The organism is Streptomyces sp. NPDC051041 (genome assembly GCF_044456065.1).
Taxonomy (GTDB): domain Bacteria; phylum Actinomycetota; class Actinomycetes; order Streptomycetales; family Streptomycetaceae; genus Streptomyces; species Streptomyces glaucus.
In genome coordinates, this window is sequence record NZ_JBITFM010000007.1 from 132,844 (window position 1) to 149,221 (window position 16,378).

Annotated in this window: 13 protein-coding genes and 1 pseudogene; 11 read left to right on the forward strand and 3 right to left on the reverse strand. The window is 71.7% G+C overall.

Annotated features, from left to right (window positions below; translation table 11 throughout):
- The first annotated feature begins 270 nt into the window (after positions 1-270).
- Complete coding sequence (locus ACIBAI_RS14680; RefSeq protein ID WP_043504706.1) at positions 271-567, forward strand: DUF4193 domain-containing protein; 297 nt, start codon at positions 271-273, stop codon at positions 565-567.
- A gap of 13 nt (positions 568-580) precedes the next feature.
- Positions 581-1,483, forward strand: coding sequence for a hypothetical protein (locus ACIBAI_RS14685; protein WP_399034159.1), 903 nt, complete (start codon positions 581-583; stop codon positions 1,481-1,483).
- A 42-nt stretch (positions 1,484-1,525) separates the two neighbouring features.
- Here the strand turns inward: ACIBAI_RS14685 and ACIBAI_RS14690 are convergent, their stop codons facing one another.
- Positions 1,526-1,996 (reverse strand): DUF3093 domain-containing protein, encoded by a 471-nt coding sequence (locus ACIBAI_RS14690; RefSeq protein ID WP_399034161.1) that lies wholly within the window; start codon positions 1,994-1,996, stop codon positions 1,526-1,528.
- Between the two features lie 167 nt (positions 1,997-2,163).
- Between ACIBAI_RS14690 and ACIBAI_RS14695 the strand changes: the two genes are divergently transcribed.
- The 6 genes and pseudogenes from ACIBAI_RS14695 (at position 2,164) to ACIBAI_RS14720 (ending at position 6,373) form a co-directional block, all read left to right on the forward strand.
- The gene (locus ACIBAI_RS14695; protein WP_399034163.1) at positions 2,164-2,748 is read left to right on the forward strand and encodes a PaaI family thioesterase; all 585 of its coding nucleotides are present in this window, start codon (positions 2,164-2,166) and stop codon (positions 2,746-2,748) included.
- Positions 2,745-3,296: a dUTP diphosphatase gene (gene dut / locus ACIBAI_RS14700; RefSeq protein WP_399034164.1), complete on the forward strand. Its 552-nt coding sequence runs from the start codon at positions 2,745-2,747 to the stop codon at positions 3,294-3,296. Before ACIBAI_RS14695 ends, dut begins: the two co-directional genes overlap by 4 nt.
- A 1-nt stretch (position 3,297) precedes the next feature.
- The gene (locus ACIBAI_RS14705; protein ID WP_399034166.1) at positions 3,298-4,053 is read left to right on the forward strand and encodes a DUF3710 domain-containing protein; all 756 of its coding nucleotides are present in this window, start codon (positions 3,298-3,300) and stop codon (positions 4,051-4,053) included.
- Between the two features lie 269 nt (positions 4,054-4,322).
- Positions 4,323-5,024: pseudogene (locus ACIBAI_RS14710) on the forward strand (alginate lyase family protein); the annotation flags it as partial.
- Between the two features lie 161 nt (positions 5,025-5,185).
- Positions 5,186-5,584: an OB-fold nucleic acid binding domain-containing protein gene (locus ACIBAI_RS14715; RefSeq protein ID WP_399034167.1), complete on the forward strand. Its 399-nt coding sequence runs from the start codon at positions 5,186-5,188 to the stop codon at positions 5,582-5,584.
- Between the two features lie 3 nt (positions 5,585-5,587).
- Positions 5,588-6,373, forward strand: a complete 786-nt coding sequence (locus ACIBAI_RS14720; RefSeq protein WP_399034168.1) for a DUF3159 domain-containing protein — start codon at positions 5,588-5,590, stop codon at positions 6,371-6,373.
- 113 nt (positions 6,374-6,486) lie between these two features.
- On the opposite strand, the gene ACIBAI_RS14725 is transcribed toward ACIBAI_RS14720, so the two are convergent.
- Positions 6,487-7,161 (reverse strand): potassium channel family protein, encoded by a 675-nt coding sequence (locus tag ACIBAI_RS14725; protein WP_399034169.1) that lies wholly within the window; start codon positions 7,159-7,161, stop codon positions 6,487-6,489.
- A complete protein-coding gene (locus ACIBAI_RS14730; protein ID WP_399034171.1) occupies positions 7,161-7,832 on the reverse strand; it encodes a potassium channel family protein in 672 nt (223 codons plus the stop codon). Before ACIBAI_RS14730 ends, ACIBAI_RS14725 begins: the two co-directional genes overlap by 1 nt.
- A 698-nt stretch (positions 7,833-8,530) precedes the next feature.
- Here ACIBAI_RS14730 and ACIBAI_RS14735 point away from each other — a divergent pair.
- The 3 genes from ACIBAI_RS14735 to ACIBAI_RS14745 all read left to right on the forward strand — a co-directional run bounded on the left by ACIBAI_RS14735 (position 8,531) and on the right by ACIBAI_RS14745 (position 16,334).
- Positions 8,531-10,579, forward strand: coding sequence for an APC family permease (locus tag ACIBAI_RS14735; RefSeq protein WP_399034173.1), 2,049 nt, complete (start codon positions 8,531-8,533; stop codon positions 10,577-10,579).
- A gap of 54 nt (positions 10,580-10,633) precedes the next feature.
- Positions 10,634-11,965 (forward strand): class I SAM-dependent RNA methyltransferase, encoded by a 1,332-nt coding sequence (locus ACIBAI_RS14740; protein WP_399034175.1) that lies wholly within the window; start codon positions 10,634-10,636, stop codon positions 11,963-11,965.
- 913 nt (positions 11,966-12,878) lie between these two features.
- Positions 12,879-16,334 (forward strand): hypothetical protein, encoded by a 3,456-nt coding sequence (locus ACIBAI_RS14745; protein ID WP_399034177.1) that lies wholly within the window; start codon positions 12,879-12,881, stop codon positions 16,332-16,334.
- Positions 16,335-16,378 lie beyond the last annotated feature (44 nt).

The window sequence follows — 16,378 nt, forward strand, 5'->3', positions numbered from 1 at the left end:
TACGCCCCGGGAAAGTCGGGAAAATCCTGGTTTTCAGGGGTCCTGATCACGGGAAGTACACGGTGAGACGCCTTTGAAGTGCGGCATTCGGACCGTGTACGGTCCCCATCGCCATCCAAGCCGATCACCCCTGGGGGGTCCGGTTGGGTGTCGATTGAGTAACAGACCTTGATGTGAGGCAAAATCTCCGCCTCGGGTCGGGCACAAGTCCGGCCTCTCACGCGTTACGTGCGCTGGAGACACCGCAGACACCCAGAGGGGGAGAGCGACATGGCAACCGATTACGACACTCCACGCAAGACCGACGACGACGTCGACTCGGACAGCCTCGAAGAACTGAAGGCCCGGCGGAACGACAAGTCGGCCTCCTCCGTGGACGTCGACGAGTTCGAGGCCGCCGAGGGCCTCGAACTGCCCGGCGCCGATCTCTCGAACGAGGAGCTGGCCGTCCGGGTGCTGCCGAAGCAGCAGGACGAGTTCACATGCATGAGCTGCTTCCTGGTGCACCACCGCAGCCAGCTGGCCCGGGAGAAGAACGGCCAGCCCATCTGCCGCGACTGCGACTGAGGGCGGGTCGGCCGTGACTGGCTCGACCCCTCCTTGGAAGCGCCGCTTCTCCAGGGGAGCGGACCAAGGGCCGTCCGACGGCCCGCACGGCACGCGTGACGACGGGCGAGGCTCAACCGACACCGGAGCGGCCTCGCTCGGACCGGCGGCCGGCCGGAGCGACCTCCCGGCGCCCGCGGAGGTCCCCGAGCCCGTCGCCCGACGCCGGACGGCGGTGATCCGGGACCTGACCAGGCGGGGCGTCCGCAAGGGCGGCGACCGCGCCCGGGCGGGCCTCGGGCACCTCGCCGACCGGATCATCGACCTCGCCCCGCGGGTCCCCGTACGGGACCTGGCGACGCTCCGCAGGCAGTTCCCCGGTCTCGGGCCCGAGGAACTCGCCGACAAGCTCGTGGCGGGCGCCGCCACGGCGACGGCGACGGTCGGAGCGGGCATCGGGGCCGCGGCGATGCTGCCCGTACCGCCCGCGATGCCCGCGGAACTGGCCGCCGAGATCACCGGGGTCGCGGCGATCGAGCTGAAGCTGATCGCCGAACTCCACGAGGTGTACGGCGCGCGACCGCCCGGCAACCTCAAGCAGCGCAGCACCGCGTATCTGAACGCCTGGTCGGACGAGCGCGGGATCGACGTGACCAAGCCGTCGACGCTGGGCACGGCGATGAACGGCCATGTGAAGCGCCAGCTGCGCCAGCAGATCATGAAGCGGATGGTGCGCAACCTGCCGAACCTGATGCCGTTCCTGGTGGGCGCGACCGTGGGGGCGGTCATGAACCGGCGGGACACCAGGAGACTCGCCGCCCGCGTCCGGGAGGACCTGCGCAGGATGCAGGTGCCGTGGGAGGCGCTCGACGGCCTTCCGGGCCTGGAACGCCCGGCGGACGCGCTGGAGATCGGGGAGCGTCCCGAGAACCCCTAGCACCGCGGGGGAGACGGACGCTGAGCCCTGCCGTCGGCCGCGCTACTGCGCCGTCCGCGCTGTCCGCGCCGCCTTCAGCGCCTGCGCCAGCCGCTCCGGCTCGCGGGTCGACAGGTAGAGGTACGGCGTCGGATCGTCCGGGTCGGTGACCTCGACGCGCAGGGCCGTGGGGATGTAGGCGCGCAGCAGCAGGAAAGCCCGGGTGTCCGCCTTGTGCGTGCGCCAGGCGCGCGCCTCCTCGGCGTCCAGTGCCCGGGCCTCGCCCAGCGCCGTGACCGGGATCCGGGCGTCGCCCGCGATCAGCGAATCGCCCACGACCCGGATGCGGACCGAGCCGTAGGAGCTGACGACGACCGCGGCGGCGGCCGCGCCGCCGGCCAGCCCGCCCAGCATCGGCAGCGTGCCGAAGGGGAGCAGGATCAGGCCCAGGGAGACCCCGGCCAGGAACGAGACGATCCACCAGGAGCGCGGGGCGGTGAGGCGTTCTTCGTACGGGGCGGCGGAGAGCTGCATGAAGCCAAGCTTGGCACGGTGTCCGGCTCGCGCCGGAGCCGGGCCGGTCGGCGCGGAGCGCTGTCCGGTGGGGCGGTGGTGGGTGACGGGCGGGGGCAGGGGTCGGCGCGGAGCGCTGTCCGGTGGGGCGGTGGTGGGTGACGGGCGGGCCGGTAAGGTCTGCGCCTGTGAGTGGTACTTCCGCAGCTCTTCAGCCTCCCGCCGATGCCGTGGAACCGGTGCGGCACCCCGACGCTCCCGCGCCCGGTGAGCTGCTGGGTGCGCACTACGACGGGTGTTTCGGGTGTGGCGGCGGGCAGCCGCACGGGCTGCACCTGGCGGCGCGGGCCGGCGAGGGCGTGTCCCTGACCGCCGAGTTCACCGTGCAGCCCGCCCATCAGGGCGCTCCCGGCCTCGCGCACGGCGGGGTGCTCGCCGCCGCTCTGGACGAGGCCCTCGGCTCGCTGAACTGGCTGCTGCGGACGATCGCGGTGACCGGGCGGCTGGAGACCGATTTCATATCGCCCGTGCCGGTCGGCGCGACACTGCATCTGGAGGCCGAGGTGACCGCGGTCGCGGGCCGGAAGATCTACTCCACCGCGACCGGGCGGATCGGCGGTCCCGACGGGCCCGTCGCCGTCCGTGCCGACGCCCTCTTCGTCGAGGTGAAGGTCGACCACTTCGTCGACCACGGCCGCGAGGAGGAGATCCGGGCCGCCATGAACGATCCGGACCAGGTCCGCCGTGCCCGCGCCTTCGAGGTGAACCCGTGAGCCGGGGCCCCGTGGACGTGCTGATCCGGCGTGTCGATCCGGACGTACCGCTTCCGACGTACGCGCATCCCGGTGACGCGGGGGCCGATCTGCGCACCACCGAGGCGTGCGAACTGGCGCCCGGGGAGCGGGCCGTCCTGCCCACGGGCGTGTGCGTGGCGCTCCCGGAGGGGTACGCGGCCTTCGTGCATCCGCGCTCCGGTCTCGCCGCCCGTTGCGGTGTCGCCCTCGTGAATGCCCCGGGGACGGTTGATGCCGGGTACCGTGGGGAGATCAAGGTGATCGTGGTGAATCTCGACCCGCGCGAGCCCGTGCGGTTCGAGCGCTTCGACCGGATTGCCCAACTGGTCGTCCAGCAGGTCGAGAGGGTCCGCTTCCAGGAGGTCGCGGAGCTTCCCGGCTCGGTGCGGGCCGAGGGGGGCTTCGGGTCCACCGGCGGCCACGCCGCGGTGGGCGACGCAAGCGGCACAAGCGGTCAGGCCGCCGTGGGCGGCACGACGGGTGGGAATCGATACGCTTCGGTCGTATCCGACCGGGAAGGACAGTGACGTGTTCGGACGTCGCAAGAAGAAGGATGCCGCCGAGGGCGCGGCCGGCGAGGCCGAGCAGGTCGTCGACAGCGTCGACACTGAGGCGGACGGCGAGGCCGAGCGGGTGAGGCTCGAACCCGAGCCGCGGCCCGACGGGCCCTGGGACAGCTCCGAGGTGCGCAACCCCGGCGAGGGCCGCGTCGACCTGGGCGGATTGTTCGTGCCGGGCGTCGAGGGCATGGAGCTGCGGGTGGAGGTCGCGGGCGACGCGATCGTCGCGGCGACCGTCGTGCTGCGCGACAGCGCCATCCAGCTGCAGGCCTTCGCCGCGCCCAAGCGCGAGGGCATCTGGAGCGAGGTGCGCGAGGAGATCGCGGCCGGGATCACCCAGCAGGGCGGCATCGTCGACGAGGTCGAGGGTCCGCTGGGCTGGGAGCTGCGGGCCCAGGTGCCGGTGCAGCTGCCGGACGGCACGGGCGGCTTCCAGGTCGTGCGGTTCGTCGGCGTGGACGGGCCCCGCTGGTTCCTGCGCGGGGTGATCTCGGGCCAGGGCGCGGTGCAGCCGCAGGCCGCGGGGCTGCTGGAGCAGATCTTCCGGGACACCGTCGTGGTCCGCGGCGACGGTCCGATGGCGCCGCGCGACCCGATCGTCCTCAAGCTGCCGAACGACGCGCAGATGGTTCCCGAGGGCGTCCAGCAGGAGGAGACCGGCTCCCGCTTCGCCGGCGGCATGGGCCAGCTGCAGCGCGGACCGGAGATCACGGAGGTCCGGTAGGAACCGGGCCGGAGGAGACGCGTCAGGGCCGCGTTCCCGCGAGGGGCGCGGCCCTTCGCCGTGTGCGGATGCGCGGACCCGTCGGCGGGCACCGGCGGATCCGCCGCCGTCCGTCCCCCGTGCGCGGACGGACGGTGGACGGACGTACGGGCTCGTCGACCGTCCGTGTGGTGGTCCGGGGCACCGGCCGATCGTCCCGCCCGGGGAGCGGGGAGTCCGGCCGGCATGTGTCAGTTCCGCCGGCCCGGGCCCGGTGCCGTCACCGGGGCATCGGCCCGTCGATTCGCGCGGGAGCCCTTGACCGTCCATCGGTCCGTGTCCCGGCCACGGCACTGGTCGGCGGTCTCCTCCTCCGTCCCGGATCCGGCCGCGCCGAGGCCGCACCCGGCGCCTTCGCGCACCCCGGCGTCACCGTCTCCAAGGGACGGCTGGACTTCGCCAGCGGCCGGGTGATCGCCGGCGCCCAGCCCTGGAAGGGCGCCTTCGACCGGATGACGGCGAGCGGGTACGCCGATCCGAACCGCGTCCCGGAGCCTCGCGCGATCGTCGAGTGCGGCTCGTACTCGAACCCCGGCAACGGCCGCACCGACGAGCGCGAGGACGCGATCGCGGCCTACACCCACGCCCTCGCCTGGTACATCACCCGCGACGAACGGCACGCGCGGAAGGCCGTCGAGCTGATGGACGCCTGGTCCGCCGTGGTCCGGGACCGCACCGGCAGCAACGCGCCCCTGCGGACCGGCTGGGCCGGCTCCTCCTGGTCCAAGGCCGCCGGGATCATCACGTACCCGTACCCGAGGACCTGGGCGAACGCCGGCCGCTTCGCCACCATGCTCCGCACCGTCCACCTGCCCGAGGTGATCAACGGCTCCCGCTCCGACGGCAACTGGGAGCCGTCGACGACGGAGGCCGCCGTCGGCATCTTCGCCCTCCTGGAGGACAAGGCGTCGTACGACAGGGCCATGGCCAGGACCTGTACGGCACCGACGTCGGTGAGCGGCCGCGGCTCCCGGGCCGCTGGACGGGGCGCCGCCGATGTCGCCGGGGTCCCGGGGACGGCCGGGAGCGGTCGGTCCGGGCGGGTGGGTCCAGGGGGTACGTGGCTGTCGGCGGCCCCCGGTACTCTTCAGATATGAGTGCTGTTCCTCGTTCCGGCAAGCCGGTGGGCCGGTTCCGGCGCATGTTCGACCGGCTCTCCTCGTCGCAGGAGGACCTGGAGTCGGAGGAACTGCGGGAGGACGCCGACATCGCCGGCTGCACGCGGATAGGCGACTGCCGGGACCGGCAGATCGTGACGGTTACTGGTACCTTGCGCACGGTCACCCTGCGACCGCGCGCGGGCGTCCCCGCTCTGGAGGCCGAGCTGTTCGACGGCTCCGCCGCCCTGGACGTGGTGTGGCTCGGCCGGCGTTCCATCGTGGGGATAGAGCCGGGGCGCAAGCTGATCGCATCGGGCCGGATCTCGATGAGCCGGGGCCGCCGGGTGCTGTTCAACCCGAAATACGAACTGAGACCCCTCGGACGGGAGTAGCCGGTGACGTCGCTCGACAGGCCGACCGAAGACACTCAAGCGGAGGACGCCCGGGCGGTGACGGAGGCCGCGCTCTTCGAGGCGTTCGGCGGAGTGCGGGGCATGATCGAGACGGTGCTGCCCGGCCTTCTCTTCGTCACCGTCTACACGATCAACAAGGACCTGCACCTGTCGGCGATCGCGGCGCTGGCCGTGTCGCTGGTGCTGGTCGCGGTCCGGCTGGCGATGAGGGACACCGTCAAGCACGCCTTCAGCGGTGTCTTCGGCGTCGCCTTCGGCGTGGTCTTCGCGATGATGACCGGCAACGCCAAGGACTTCTACCTGCCCGGCATGCTCTACACGCTGGGCCTGGGGCTGGCGTACATCGTCACGACGCTGTGCGGTGTGCCGCTGATCGGACTGATCCTCGGCCCGGTCTTCAAGGAGAACCTCTCCTGGCGCACCCGCAACCCCGGCCGCAAGAAGGCGTACGCGAAGGCCAGCTACGCCTGGGGCCTGATCCTGCTCGGCAAGTGCGCGATCCTCTTCCCGCTGTACTGGTGGGCGGACACCACCCAGCTCGGCTGGGTCCTCGTCGCCCTGAAGATCCCGCCGTTCCTGCTCGCCGTCTGGCTGACCTGGCTGTTCCTGGCGAAGGCGCCGGCGCCGATCGACGTGTTCGCCGAGATGGAGGCGGCGGAGCGGGCCGAGCGGCAGGAGCGGGAGCACCCGGGCACGGCCGAGCAGTCCGACGGCGCGGACGACGCGGCGGACACGGCGGATTCCCCGGGCCGGCACCGCAAGGCGTGACGGAGGGCGGCAGGCTCTCCGCAACGGGGGCGCCCCGGCGGCCGGCCGCCGGGGCGCCCCCGTGTTCCCGGGCGTCCCCGGCCTCTCAGGAGGATGCCGTCACCTCGGCGGGCTCAGCCCGCCGGGTCCTTGCGCACCGAGAGCAGGTCCTCCAGCTGCTCCTCGCGGGCCTGTGCGGCCACGAACAGCAGCTCGTCGCCCGCCTCCAGGGAGTCGTCCCGGGACGGGGTGAGGACGCGGGTGCCGCGGATGATGGTGACCAGGGAGGTGTCCTCGGGCCACTCCACATCACCGACCTGGGTGCCGGCCAGGGCCGACTCCTCCGGCAGGGTCAGCTCGACGAGGTTGGCGTCGCCGTGGCTGAAGCGCAGCAGCCGGACCAGGTCGCCGACGCTCACCGCCTCCTCGACCAGGGCCGACATCAGGCGCGGCGTGGAGACGGCGACGTCCACGCCCCAGGCCTCGTTGAACAGCCACTCGTTCTTGGGGTTGTTGACCCGGGCGACGACGCGCGGCACGCCGTACTCCGTCTTCGCCAGCAGCGAGACGACCAGGTTCACCTTGTCGTCGCCCGTCGCGGCGATCACGACGTTGCAGCGCTGGAGCGCCGCCTCGTCCAGGGACGTGATCTCGCAGGCGTCGGCGAGCAGCCACTCCGCCCGCGGGACGCGCTCGACCGAGATGGCGGTCGGCGCCTTGTCGATGAGCAGGACCTCGTGGCCGTTCTCCAGCAGTTCGCCCGCGATCGAGCGGCCGACGGCGCCGGCTCCGGCAATGGCGACCCTCATCAGTGACCGCCCTCCTCTTCGGGACCCTTGGCGAACGCCGCCTCGACCTTGTCGACCTCGTCGGTGCGCATCATCACGTGCACCAGGTCGCCTTCCTGCAGCACCGTCTGCGAGGTGGGCAGGACCGCCTCGCCGAGCCGGGTCAGGAACGCCACGCGGACGCCCGTCTCCTCCTGGAGTCTGCTGATCTTGTGGCCCACCCAGGAGGTGGACGCGTGCACCTCGGCGAGCTGGACGCCGCCGGTCGGGTCGCGCCACAGCGGCTCGGCGCCCGAGGGGAGCAGCCGGCGCAGCATCTGGTCGGCCGTCCAGCGGACGGTGGCGACGGTGGGGATGCCCAGGCGCTGGTACACCTCCGCGCGCCGGGGATCGTAGATGCGGGCGGCGACGTTCTCGACGCCGAACATCTCCCGGGCCACGCGCGCGGCGATGATGTTGGAGTTGTCCCCGCTGGAGACGGCGGCGAAGGCGCCCGCCTCCTCGATGCCCGCCTCGCGCAGGGTGTCCTGGTCGAAGCCGATCCCGGTGACCCGGCGGCCGCCGAACGAGGAGCCCAGACGGCGGAAGGCGGTGGGGTCCCGGTCGATCACGGCGACCGTGTGCCCCTGTTGCTCCAGGGTCTGGGCAAGAGCGGAACCCACCCTTCCACACCCCATGATGACAATGTGCATCGCGTCACACCGCGCTTCCTGCAGGCCCTCTGACCTTTGCAAATGTCGTGCTCATGTCTCTCTTTCGGCTCGCCGGGCAACCGTCGCGGCCTGCAAGCGGGCCGCCAGGCAACATCATGCCGGTGAACACCGACGGCGATGCCCTCCGGGGCCGGTGCCGCGTCCGCCCGCCCCTCTCCAACGTATCGGCCCCGCCGGGGGAGCGGCCGGGGGGCCGCGACCGCGGCCCGGAGGCATCGACCGCGGGGGATCGCCGTCGGAGGCGGGGTCCGGGGCACCGGCCGCCGGGGGCCGCCCGCCGTCACGGGCGGGATCCGGGAAGCGTGAGGAACGACACGGCGACGCACGGTGGCGGCCCCGTCGGCCGGGCGCGGGCGGGCTCCCCCCGCGCACCCCCACGCGCCCCGGCTCCCCGGGGCGCCTCTCATCTCCGCCCGGTGCCGCGCACGCTCACCGTCGGATCCCGGGGCCACCAGGGCGGCCGCGGCGCCGACCGGTTCCGCGGTCGTGTGCACGAGGCCTCCGGGGGCGGCACCGGCAGGAAGGCCGGGCGGGTTTCGTCATACAGGCATGGCAACGCCGCGACCTGCGCAATCCGCGGGCGGACCGACCGCCGGTCTCACCCGGAGGGCAGACGGCGAGGGGGTCCGGGGCGGCAAGTGGGCGGTCCCCCGTTCAAAGGCTTACGATCCTCTGTTGTGTCCAAACTGACCGACGTGCCCAAACGGATCCTCATCGGGCGCGCACTGCGCAGTGACCGGCTGGGGGAGACCCTCCTGCCGAAGCGCATCGCACTCCCTGTCTTCGCCTCCGACCCGCTGTCCTCCGTGGCGTACGCGCCCGGCGAGGTGCTCCTGGTCCTCTCGATCGCGGGTGTGTCGGCGTACCACTTCAGCCCCTGGATCGCGGTCGCGGTCGTGGTGCTGATGTTCACCGTGGTGGCCTCCTACCGGCAGAACGTGCACGCCTACCCGAGCGGCGGCGGCGACTACGAGGTGGCGACCACCAACCTCGGTCCCAAGGCGGGCCTGACGGTCGCCAGCGCGCTGCTCGTCGACTACGTCCTGACCGTCGCCGTCTCGATCTCCTCCGGCATCGAGAACCTGGGCTCGGCCGTCCCGTTCGTCGTCGAGCACAAGGTGTTCTGCGCGATCGCCGTGATCGTGCTGCTGACGCTGATGAACCTGCGGGGCGTGAAGGAGTCGGGCACCCTCTTCGCCATCCCGACGTACGTGTTCGTCGCGGGCGTCTTCACCATGATCGCCTGGGGCGCGTTCCGCGGACTGGTGCTGGGCGACGAGATGCGGGCGCCGACAGCGGACTACCAGATCAAGCCCGAACACCAGGGCCTGGCCGGCTTCGCCCTGCTCTTCCTGCTGCTGCGCGCCTTCTCCTCCGGCTGCGCCGCGCTCACCGGCGTCGAGGCGATCTCCAACGGCGTCCCGGCCTTCCGCAAGCCCAAGTCGAGGAACGCGGCGACCACGCTCGCGCTGATGGGCCTGCTCGCCGTCACCATGTTCTGCGGCATCATCGGCCTGGCCATGGCCAGCGACGTCCGCATGGCCGAGAACCCGGCCGTCGACCTGGTCCACGACGGCACCCCGGTCGGCCCGGACTACGTGCAGGACCCGGTGATCTCCCAGGTCGCCGAGGCCGTCTTCGGCCACGGCAGCCTCCTGTTCATGGTGCTGGCCGCGGCCACCGCGCTGGTGCTGTTCCTCGCCGCGAACACGGCGTACAACGGCTTCCCGCTGCTCGGCTCGATCCTCGCCCAGGACCGCTACCTGCCGCGCCAGCTGCACACCCGCGGCGACCGCCTCGCCTTCTCCAACGGCATCGTGCTGCTGGCCGGCGCGGCCGTGCTCCTGGTGTGGATCTACGGCGCCGACTCCACCCGCCTGATCCAGCTGTACATCGTCGGCGTGTTCGTGTCCTTCACGCTCAGCCAGACCGGCATGGTCAGGCACTGGAACCGCCACCTGGCCGGCGAGAAGGACCCGGCCCGGCGCCGCCACATGGTCCGCTCGCGCGCCATCAACGCCTTCGGGGCCTTCTTCACCGGCCTGGTGCTGGTGGTCGTCCTCGTCACCAAGTTCTCGCACGGCGCCTGGGTCGCGCTGCTCGGCATGGTGATCTTCTACGCGACGATGACGGCGATCCGCCGGCACTACGACCGCGTCGCCGAGGAGATCGCGGCTCCGGAGGGCCCGAGCGACGACATCGTCCGGCCGTCCCGGGTCCACTCGGTCGTCCTGATCTCCAAGATCCACCGCCCGACGCTGCGCGCGCTCGCCTACGCCAAGCTGCTGCGCTCGGACACCCTGGAGGCGCTCAGCGTCAACGTCGACCCGGCGGAGACGAAGGCGCTGCGCCAGGAGTGGGAGCGGCGCGGCATCGACGTGCCCCTGAAGGTCCTCGACTCGCCGTACCGCGAGATCACGCGGCCGGTCATCGAGTACGTCAAGAGCCTGCGCAAGGAGTCGCCGCGCGACGCGGTGTCCGTGATCATCCCGGAGTACGTGGTCGGCCACTGGTACGAGCACCTGCTGCACAACCAGAGCGCGCTCCGCCTCAAGGGCCGGCTGCTGTTCACGCCGGGCGTCATGGTGACCTCGGTGCCGTACCAGCTGCAGTCGTCCGAGGTGGCGAAGCGGCGGGCGCGCCGGGAGCAGGAGTGGAACGCGCCCGGATCGGTGCGGCGCGGTCCCGCCCAGGAGCCGGCGAGGGAGTCCTCGTCGGCACCGTAGACTGGTGGGCTGTCGTCCCCCGTTCCCCCGTCTCGTATCTGGAGTCACCCCGCCATGCAGTCAGAGAAGAAGAAAACGCTGGTGGGGGAGGAGTACGAGGTCGAGATCGGCCCCGTCGCCCACGGCGGCCACTGCATCGCCCGTACGTCCGCCGGCCAGGTGCTGTTCGTCCGGCACGCGCTGCCCGGTGAGCGGGTCGTCGCCCGCGTCACCGAGGGCGAGGAGGGGGCCCGGTTCCTGCGCGCCGACGCGGTGAAGGTGCTGGAAGCCTCCAAGGACCGCGTCGAGGCGCCCTGCCCGTTCGCCGGTCCCGGCCGCTGCGGCGGCTGCGACTGGCAGCACGCCAAGCCGGGCGCCCAGCGGCGGCTGAAGGGCGAGGTGATCGCCGAGCAGCTGAAGCGGCTCGCCGGGCTCACGCCCGAGGAGGCCGGCTGGGACGGCACGGTGGTGCCGGCCGAGGGCGACAAGGTGCCCGCGGGCCAGGTCCCGGCGTGGCGCACGCGCGTGCAGTACGCGGTGGACGCCTCGACCGGCCGGGCGGGACTGCGCCGGCACCGCTCGCACGAGGTGGAGCCGATCGACCGCTGCCTGATCGCGGCGCCCGGCGTCAGCGAACTGGGCATCGAGAAGCGGGACTGGACCGGCATGGAGTCGGTCGAGGCGATCGCGGCGACGGGCTCGCAGGACCGCCAGGTGGTCCTGACGCCGCGGCCGGGGGCGCGCCTGCCGCTGGTGGAGCTGGACCGCCCGGTGTCCGTGCTGCGCGTCGACGAGAAGTCGGGCGGTGTGCACCGCGTGCACGGCCGCCCCTTCGTCCGCGAACGCGCGGACGGCCGTACGCACCGGGTCGGCGGCGGCGGCTTCTGGCAGGTCCACCCCAAGGCGGCGGACACCCTGGTGACGGCGGTCATGCAGGGCCTGCTGCCGCGCAAGGGCGAGACGGCCCTCGACCTGTACTGCGGGGTCGGCCTGTTCGCGGGCGCGCTGGCCGACCGGCTGGGCGAGAAGGGCGCGGTGCTCGGCATCGAGTCGTCCCGGCGCGCGGTGGAGGACGCCCGGCACAACCTGGCCGACTTCGACCGGGTCCGCGTCGAGCAGGGCAAGGTCGAGTCCGTCCTGCCGCGGACCGGCATCACCGAGGTCGACCTGATCGTCCTGGACCCGCCGCGAGCGGGCGCGGGCCGGAAGACGGTGGCGCATCTGACCTCGCTGGGGGCGCGGCGGATCGCGTACGTGGCGTGCGACCCGGCGGCGCTGGCGCGGGACCTGGCGTACTTCCGGGACGGGGGGTACCGGGTGCGGACGCTCCGGGCGTTCGACCTGTTTCCGATGACGCACCACGTGGAGTGCGTGGCGATCCTTGAGCCCACCGGAAAGGGCCGCTGAACTGGACTTTTAATGGGTGCGTATGATGTGCGCTATATGTATTACGGGCGATATCTTGACGCTGAAATGATGCTCTCAGGGGTATCTTGACTCTCATCTGACGCTTTTTCTGATGGTGCGTCAGGTGCGCTGTTGGGCTGGTCGGGGGCTATTGGGGCAACGGATCTCCGTGTAGCGCCTAGAGTGGGTGACGCTGAATGCAGAGCGCCTGGCTTTGCTGGTCAGATGTCCCGGAAGAGACCAGCCAGCGCCATGACCTGCGGCGATGCGCTGACCTGCACGAATGGGCTTTCGGTTATTCCAGGCTCGTGCCCCTTTGATGCAGCCGGAAGTCCCAGAAAAGTCCCAGGGGGCTCCCAGTGCTGGCAGATGCTGTCAGCCCTTGTGGTGCGCCGTGCGGACACGCTGTCCGGGGTGCCGTTGCGCTGCAGGGCTGCGCTCCGGAGCTTCCTCGCATGGGGATGTGCGCTTGGCCGTATGGTGGGGCTTGGCATGCGGCGTGGACAGTACCGGGCTCGGTGCGGTTCTGCTTCGACGGGGCGTGAGGGGGGGCTGTGCGGGGTAATCGGCGCGCGGTGATGGTCACGACGGTGTTGGTCCTAGCGGTCTTTGCTGGTGTGCTGTCGCTGCTGAGCTGGGACCGGGCGAATCAGGTGGCTGGGACGGTGTCTGCAGTGGTCGGTGTGGCTGCCCTAGGGGTCGGCGTCTGCGGGTTGCTGGCTCCGACCGGGAGTGCGTCCGTACAGGTGTCCAGGACCGGGCGTGCTACGGCCACCGGCGGCGGGGATGCCAACACGGGTGCCGTTGCCTTCTCATCCGATGGTGCGGTCTTCGTCGGGGAGACCGGTGACGCGCGGGCGGACGGCGGTAGCGCGAATACCGGTTACCGGTGGCAGGAATAGCGGCGCCTCCGATGTTCTTCCGCAGGCGCGCCGCGGTGCGCAAGTCGGGCGGCTCTTTCGCCGAGGGAGCCGGGGCCTTCGCCAATAGCGGCGTGATGATTGACAGCCTGGTGCAGGTGTTCGCGGGGCGGGCCGCCGTCTCCGGATATCTCCTGAAGGTGGAACAGGACCTGTCCGCCGCCGACTTCCAGGGGCGTGACAGCGAACTCGCTCAACTGGCGGCCCTCTGTGCGCACGATGTCCCTGCGGACCGTGCTGACACCGGCTACTGGCGCTGGGTTGCCCCGCCGTGGGCGGGGAAGTCCGCCCTTCTGGCGCACTTCGTCCTGCATCCTCCACCCGGCGTCGACGTCGTCTCGTTCTTCATCACCTCCCGCATGGCCGCGCAGAACGACGCTGCGGCGTTCTGCGAGGTCGTTCAGCGGCAGTTGTACGCCTTGCTGGGCGAGGAGGAGCCGCTGAGCACCCCCGCCACGCGATACGAGCAGATGCTGCTCGCGTTGCACCGCGCCGCACAGCGGTGCGCGGAGCGCGATCGGCGGCTCGTGCTCGTGGTGGACGGCCTGGACGAGGACCGCGGCGTGACCGCCGGTCCCGACGGCCATAGCATCGCGGCGCTGTTGCCCCGCGTTCCCCCGCACGGCATGCGCATCATCGTCGCAGGCCGTCCGCATCCGCCGGTACCGGGGGACGTGCACGCGGGCCACCCGCTGCGCAGCACGCGGATCGACCACCAGTTGGAGCCGTCCCCTCACGCCCGCGCGGCGCGCGAGGACGCGGAGCGGGATCTGATGCGGCTGCGAAGCGGCGGCGGGTTGGGCTGGGACCTGGTCGCTCTGACCGTCGCGGCCGGAGGCGGGCTGAGCGCGCCCGACTTCGCGGAGCTGACCGGGCACCCGACGCGGCTGGTCGAGCGCGAGCTGTCTGCGGTGAACGGCCGCAGTTTCCGCCGGCACTCCGGGCACTGGACGTCCGCCGGTCCGCACGTCTTTCTCCTCGCGCACGAGGAGATCCGGTGCGCCGCGGCGGAACTGGTCACGGAGCAGGAGCTGGCGGCCCACCGCAGCCGTCTGCACCAGTGGGCGGACTCCTACCGGCAGGCCGGGTGGCCGGAGGGGACCCCCGAGTACCTGCTGCGTGGCTACACCGAATCGCTGCGTGAACAGAGGGACACTTCCAGGCTGGTGACGCTGGCCTGCGATGCCCGGTGGCAGGAGCGGCTGTGGGGGGCGTCCGGGACGGACCTGCAGGCACTCAGCGCGGTGTCGTACGCCTTCGCCCTGGTACTGGCGGACGGAAGGCGTCGCGGCGACCAGGACGTGTCCGCAGCACTGAGGCTGGCCGCCGCGCGGGACAGGCTGCATGACCGGACGGCGCCTCTTTCCCCCGGTCTGATCGCCCTGTGGGCCCGGTGCGGGCACCCGGCGCGCGCTGTTCATCTGGCCGAGTCGCAGCGGAACGCGCGGGACCGGGTGGCTGCCCTGAGTGCCATCGCCGGCGCCCTGGCCGCCGTGCGTCCGGATCAGGCGACCAAGCTGCTCGATAGAGCGGACAACACCGAGGACCGGGACCGCTTCCTGGCGGCCATTACCAAGGGCCTAGCGGATTTCGGCCGGCCCGCCGAGGCCCTGCGGACGGCCCGCCACATCAAGGACCCGGAGCAGAGGGCGGAATCTTTCGTCGCCGCCGTCGGGGCCCTGGCCGGAGTGACGAGGAGCGCCGCGGCGGCCCAGGAGGAGGCCGGGGCCCGGGGCACCGATGCGATCTCCTGGGCGCCGGAAGCCGTCGACGCGGTCATGGCGGTGCCCAATACCGTCTCCCGGAGCGCCCTGGGCGCCTCGCTGGCTGCCGCGCTCTCCCGGCTCGGTGAGCACCGCCGGGCCCTGGCACTGGAGGAGTGTGTGATGTCCCGTTCGGACTGCTCCGGTGACATGGTCCGGCGTGCGCAGTACCTCGCCCTGTTCGCCCGGGGGATGTCCACGGCGCCGGCGCTGGCCGCGCAGGCCGCCGAGTTCGCCGTGACGTCGGCCCGGCTGGCGGCGGACATCGATGACCCCGAAGGCGATGACTGGGTGTACCCCCACGTCGCTGCGGGCCTGCAGGCGACCGGGCACCACCAGCAGGCGATCGACTTGGTCAGCCGTTTCCTGGACGACCCGGAGGACGGGCTAGTCGAAATCGGCATCGCGGCCGCGGAAGCCGGTGACCTCGACCGAGCCCTGGAACTGGCCGAACGGATCACGGAACCCATCTACCGAGCGCGCGTCCTCAACACCATCGGCAAAATGACGGCAAGGTTTTGTGACCCGCAGCGGACGGTGTACCTGGCTCAGCAAGCCCGTGCCGCCACCGACAAGGTGCCCTACCTCCACTGGCGGGTGACTCTGTCGACGGAAACCGCCGACTTCCTGCTGCGGGCAGGCCAGGAAGAACACGCCCACGCAGTACTCAAGCGGACGACCAGCATGGTGCGCAGAGGACGAGAGCCCAGAGTGCACACCCTCATCGACCTGGCTGTCGTGGCTCACCGGTCCGGGCAGAGGGGCGACGCAGCCCGCCTCATCCACCGTGCCGAACAGGCCGTCGACGCGTCCGACAGTTATGCACGCATCCTCGACCTCGTGGGGGTAGCCGAAGGTTTGCACCACACGGGCCGCCCCGAGGAAGGTGACGCGCTCTTCCACCGTGTACTCCACGATTGCCGAATCCTGGCAGATCGCGCCGAGCACGCCGAGGGCCTGCGACGGGTGGCCGAGGCATTGGGCCGTATCGGAAAACCGGGCAGAGCGGCAGAGGTGGTTCAGGAGATCCTGGGCCTGGCGGACACCGCCGACAGCCCCTACCAACGGCGCTGGTACACGTACGCCGCCGCCGGTGCGCTTCTCGCGGCGGGCGATATCGACGCGGTGCTCGATCTGGAGGCTGGCCTGCCGGAGGACGGGGTCGACGATATCCTCACCGGTGTCGTGGAAAAGCTTGTGGCCGCCGGTGATCTGGCCGCAGCAGAGCAAATCACCGACTGGCAAGGAGACGAGCACGCCATCGGCTACCTTGCGGCGGGCGTCGCAGCTACGGGGGACGTCGCCCGTGCCGCCGCGCTGCTGGAGGAGATCAGCCACCCTGTCGTGCGTGAGGCGGCCACCCCGGCCGTCGTCAAGGCGCTCTGCCGGGCGGGTGCCCGCTCGGCGGGCCGTGCCTTGGCGGACGCCCTCACCGAACCCGAGCACCGTAGCAAGGCGCTCGCAGCGATCGCCCAGACGCTCGGCCCCTGCCCGAAGGGGCGCCTGGTGCTGATCGAGGCGCTGCGCTCGGGCCCGTGGGAGCACATGCTTGAGGAGATCGCCGGTGTGGCGCCGGAGCACCTGCCCCTCCTAGCGGATCTCGTACTGACGGAAGGCCAAAGCCGAGGTGACCAACCCTGTCCGGGAAGCGCTCCGCCGTCGCCTACGCGGGAGCCCACTACCTGATTGACTAGGACTTGTCCGGGCGATCGAGCTCGCAGCCGGATGAC

Excerpts from the sequence above, each read along its gene's own strand:
- ACIBAI_RS14680 (WP_043504706.1), top strand. The coding sequence starts at position 271 with ATGGCAACCGATTACGACACTCCACGCAAGACCGACGACGACGTCGAC.
- ACIBAI_RS14690 (WP_399034161.1), bottom strand. The coding sequence starts at position 1,996 with ATGCAGCTCTCCGCCGCCCCGTACGAAGAACGCCTCACCGCCCCGCGC.
- ACIBAI_RS14715 (WP_399034167.1), top strand. The coding sequence starts at position 5,186 with ATGAGTGCTGTTCCTCGTTCCGGCAAGCCGGTGGGCCGGTTCCGGCGC.
- ACIBAI_RS14725 (WP_399034169.1), bottom strand. The coding sequence starts at position 7,161 with ATGAGGGTCGCCATTGCCGGAGCCGGCGCCGTCGGCCGCTCGATCGCG.
- ACIBAI_RS14730 (WP_399034171.1), bottom strand. The coding sequence starts at position 7,832 with ATGCACATTGTCATCATGGGGTGTGGAAGGGTGGGTTCCGCTCTTGCC.
- ACIBAI_RS14740 (WP_399034175.1), top strand. The coding sequence starts at position 10,634 with ATGCAGTCAGAGAAGAAGAAAACGCTGGTGGGGGAGGAGTACGAGGTC.
- ACIBAI_RS14745 (WP_399034177.1), top strand. The coding sequence starts at position 12,879 with ATGTTCTTCCGCAGGCGCGCCGCGGTGCGCAAGTCGGGCGGCTCTTTC.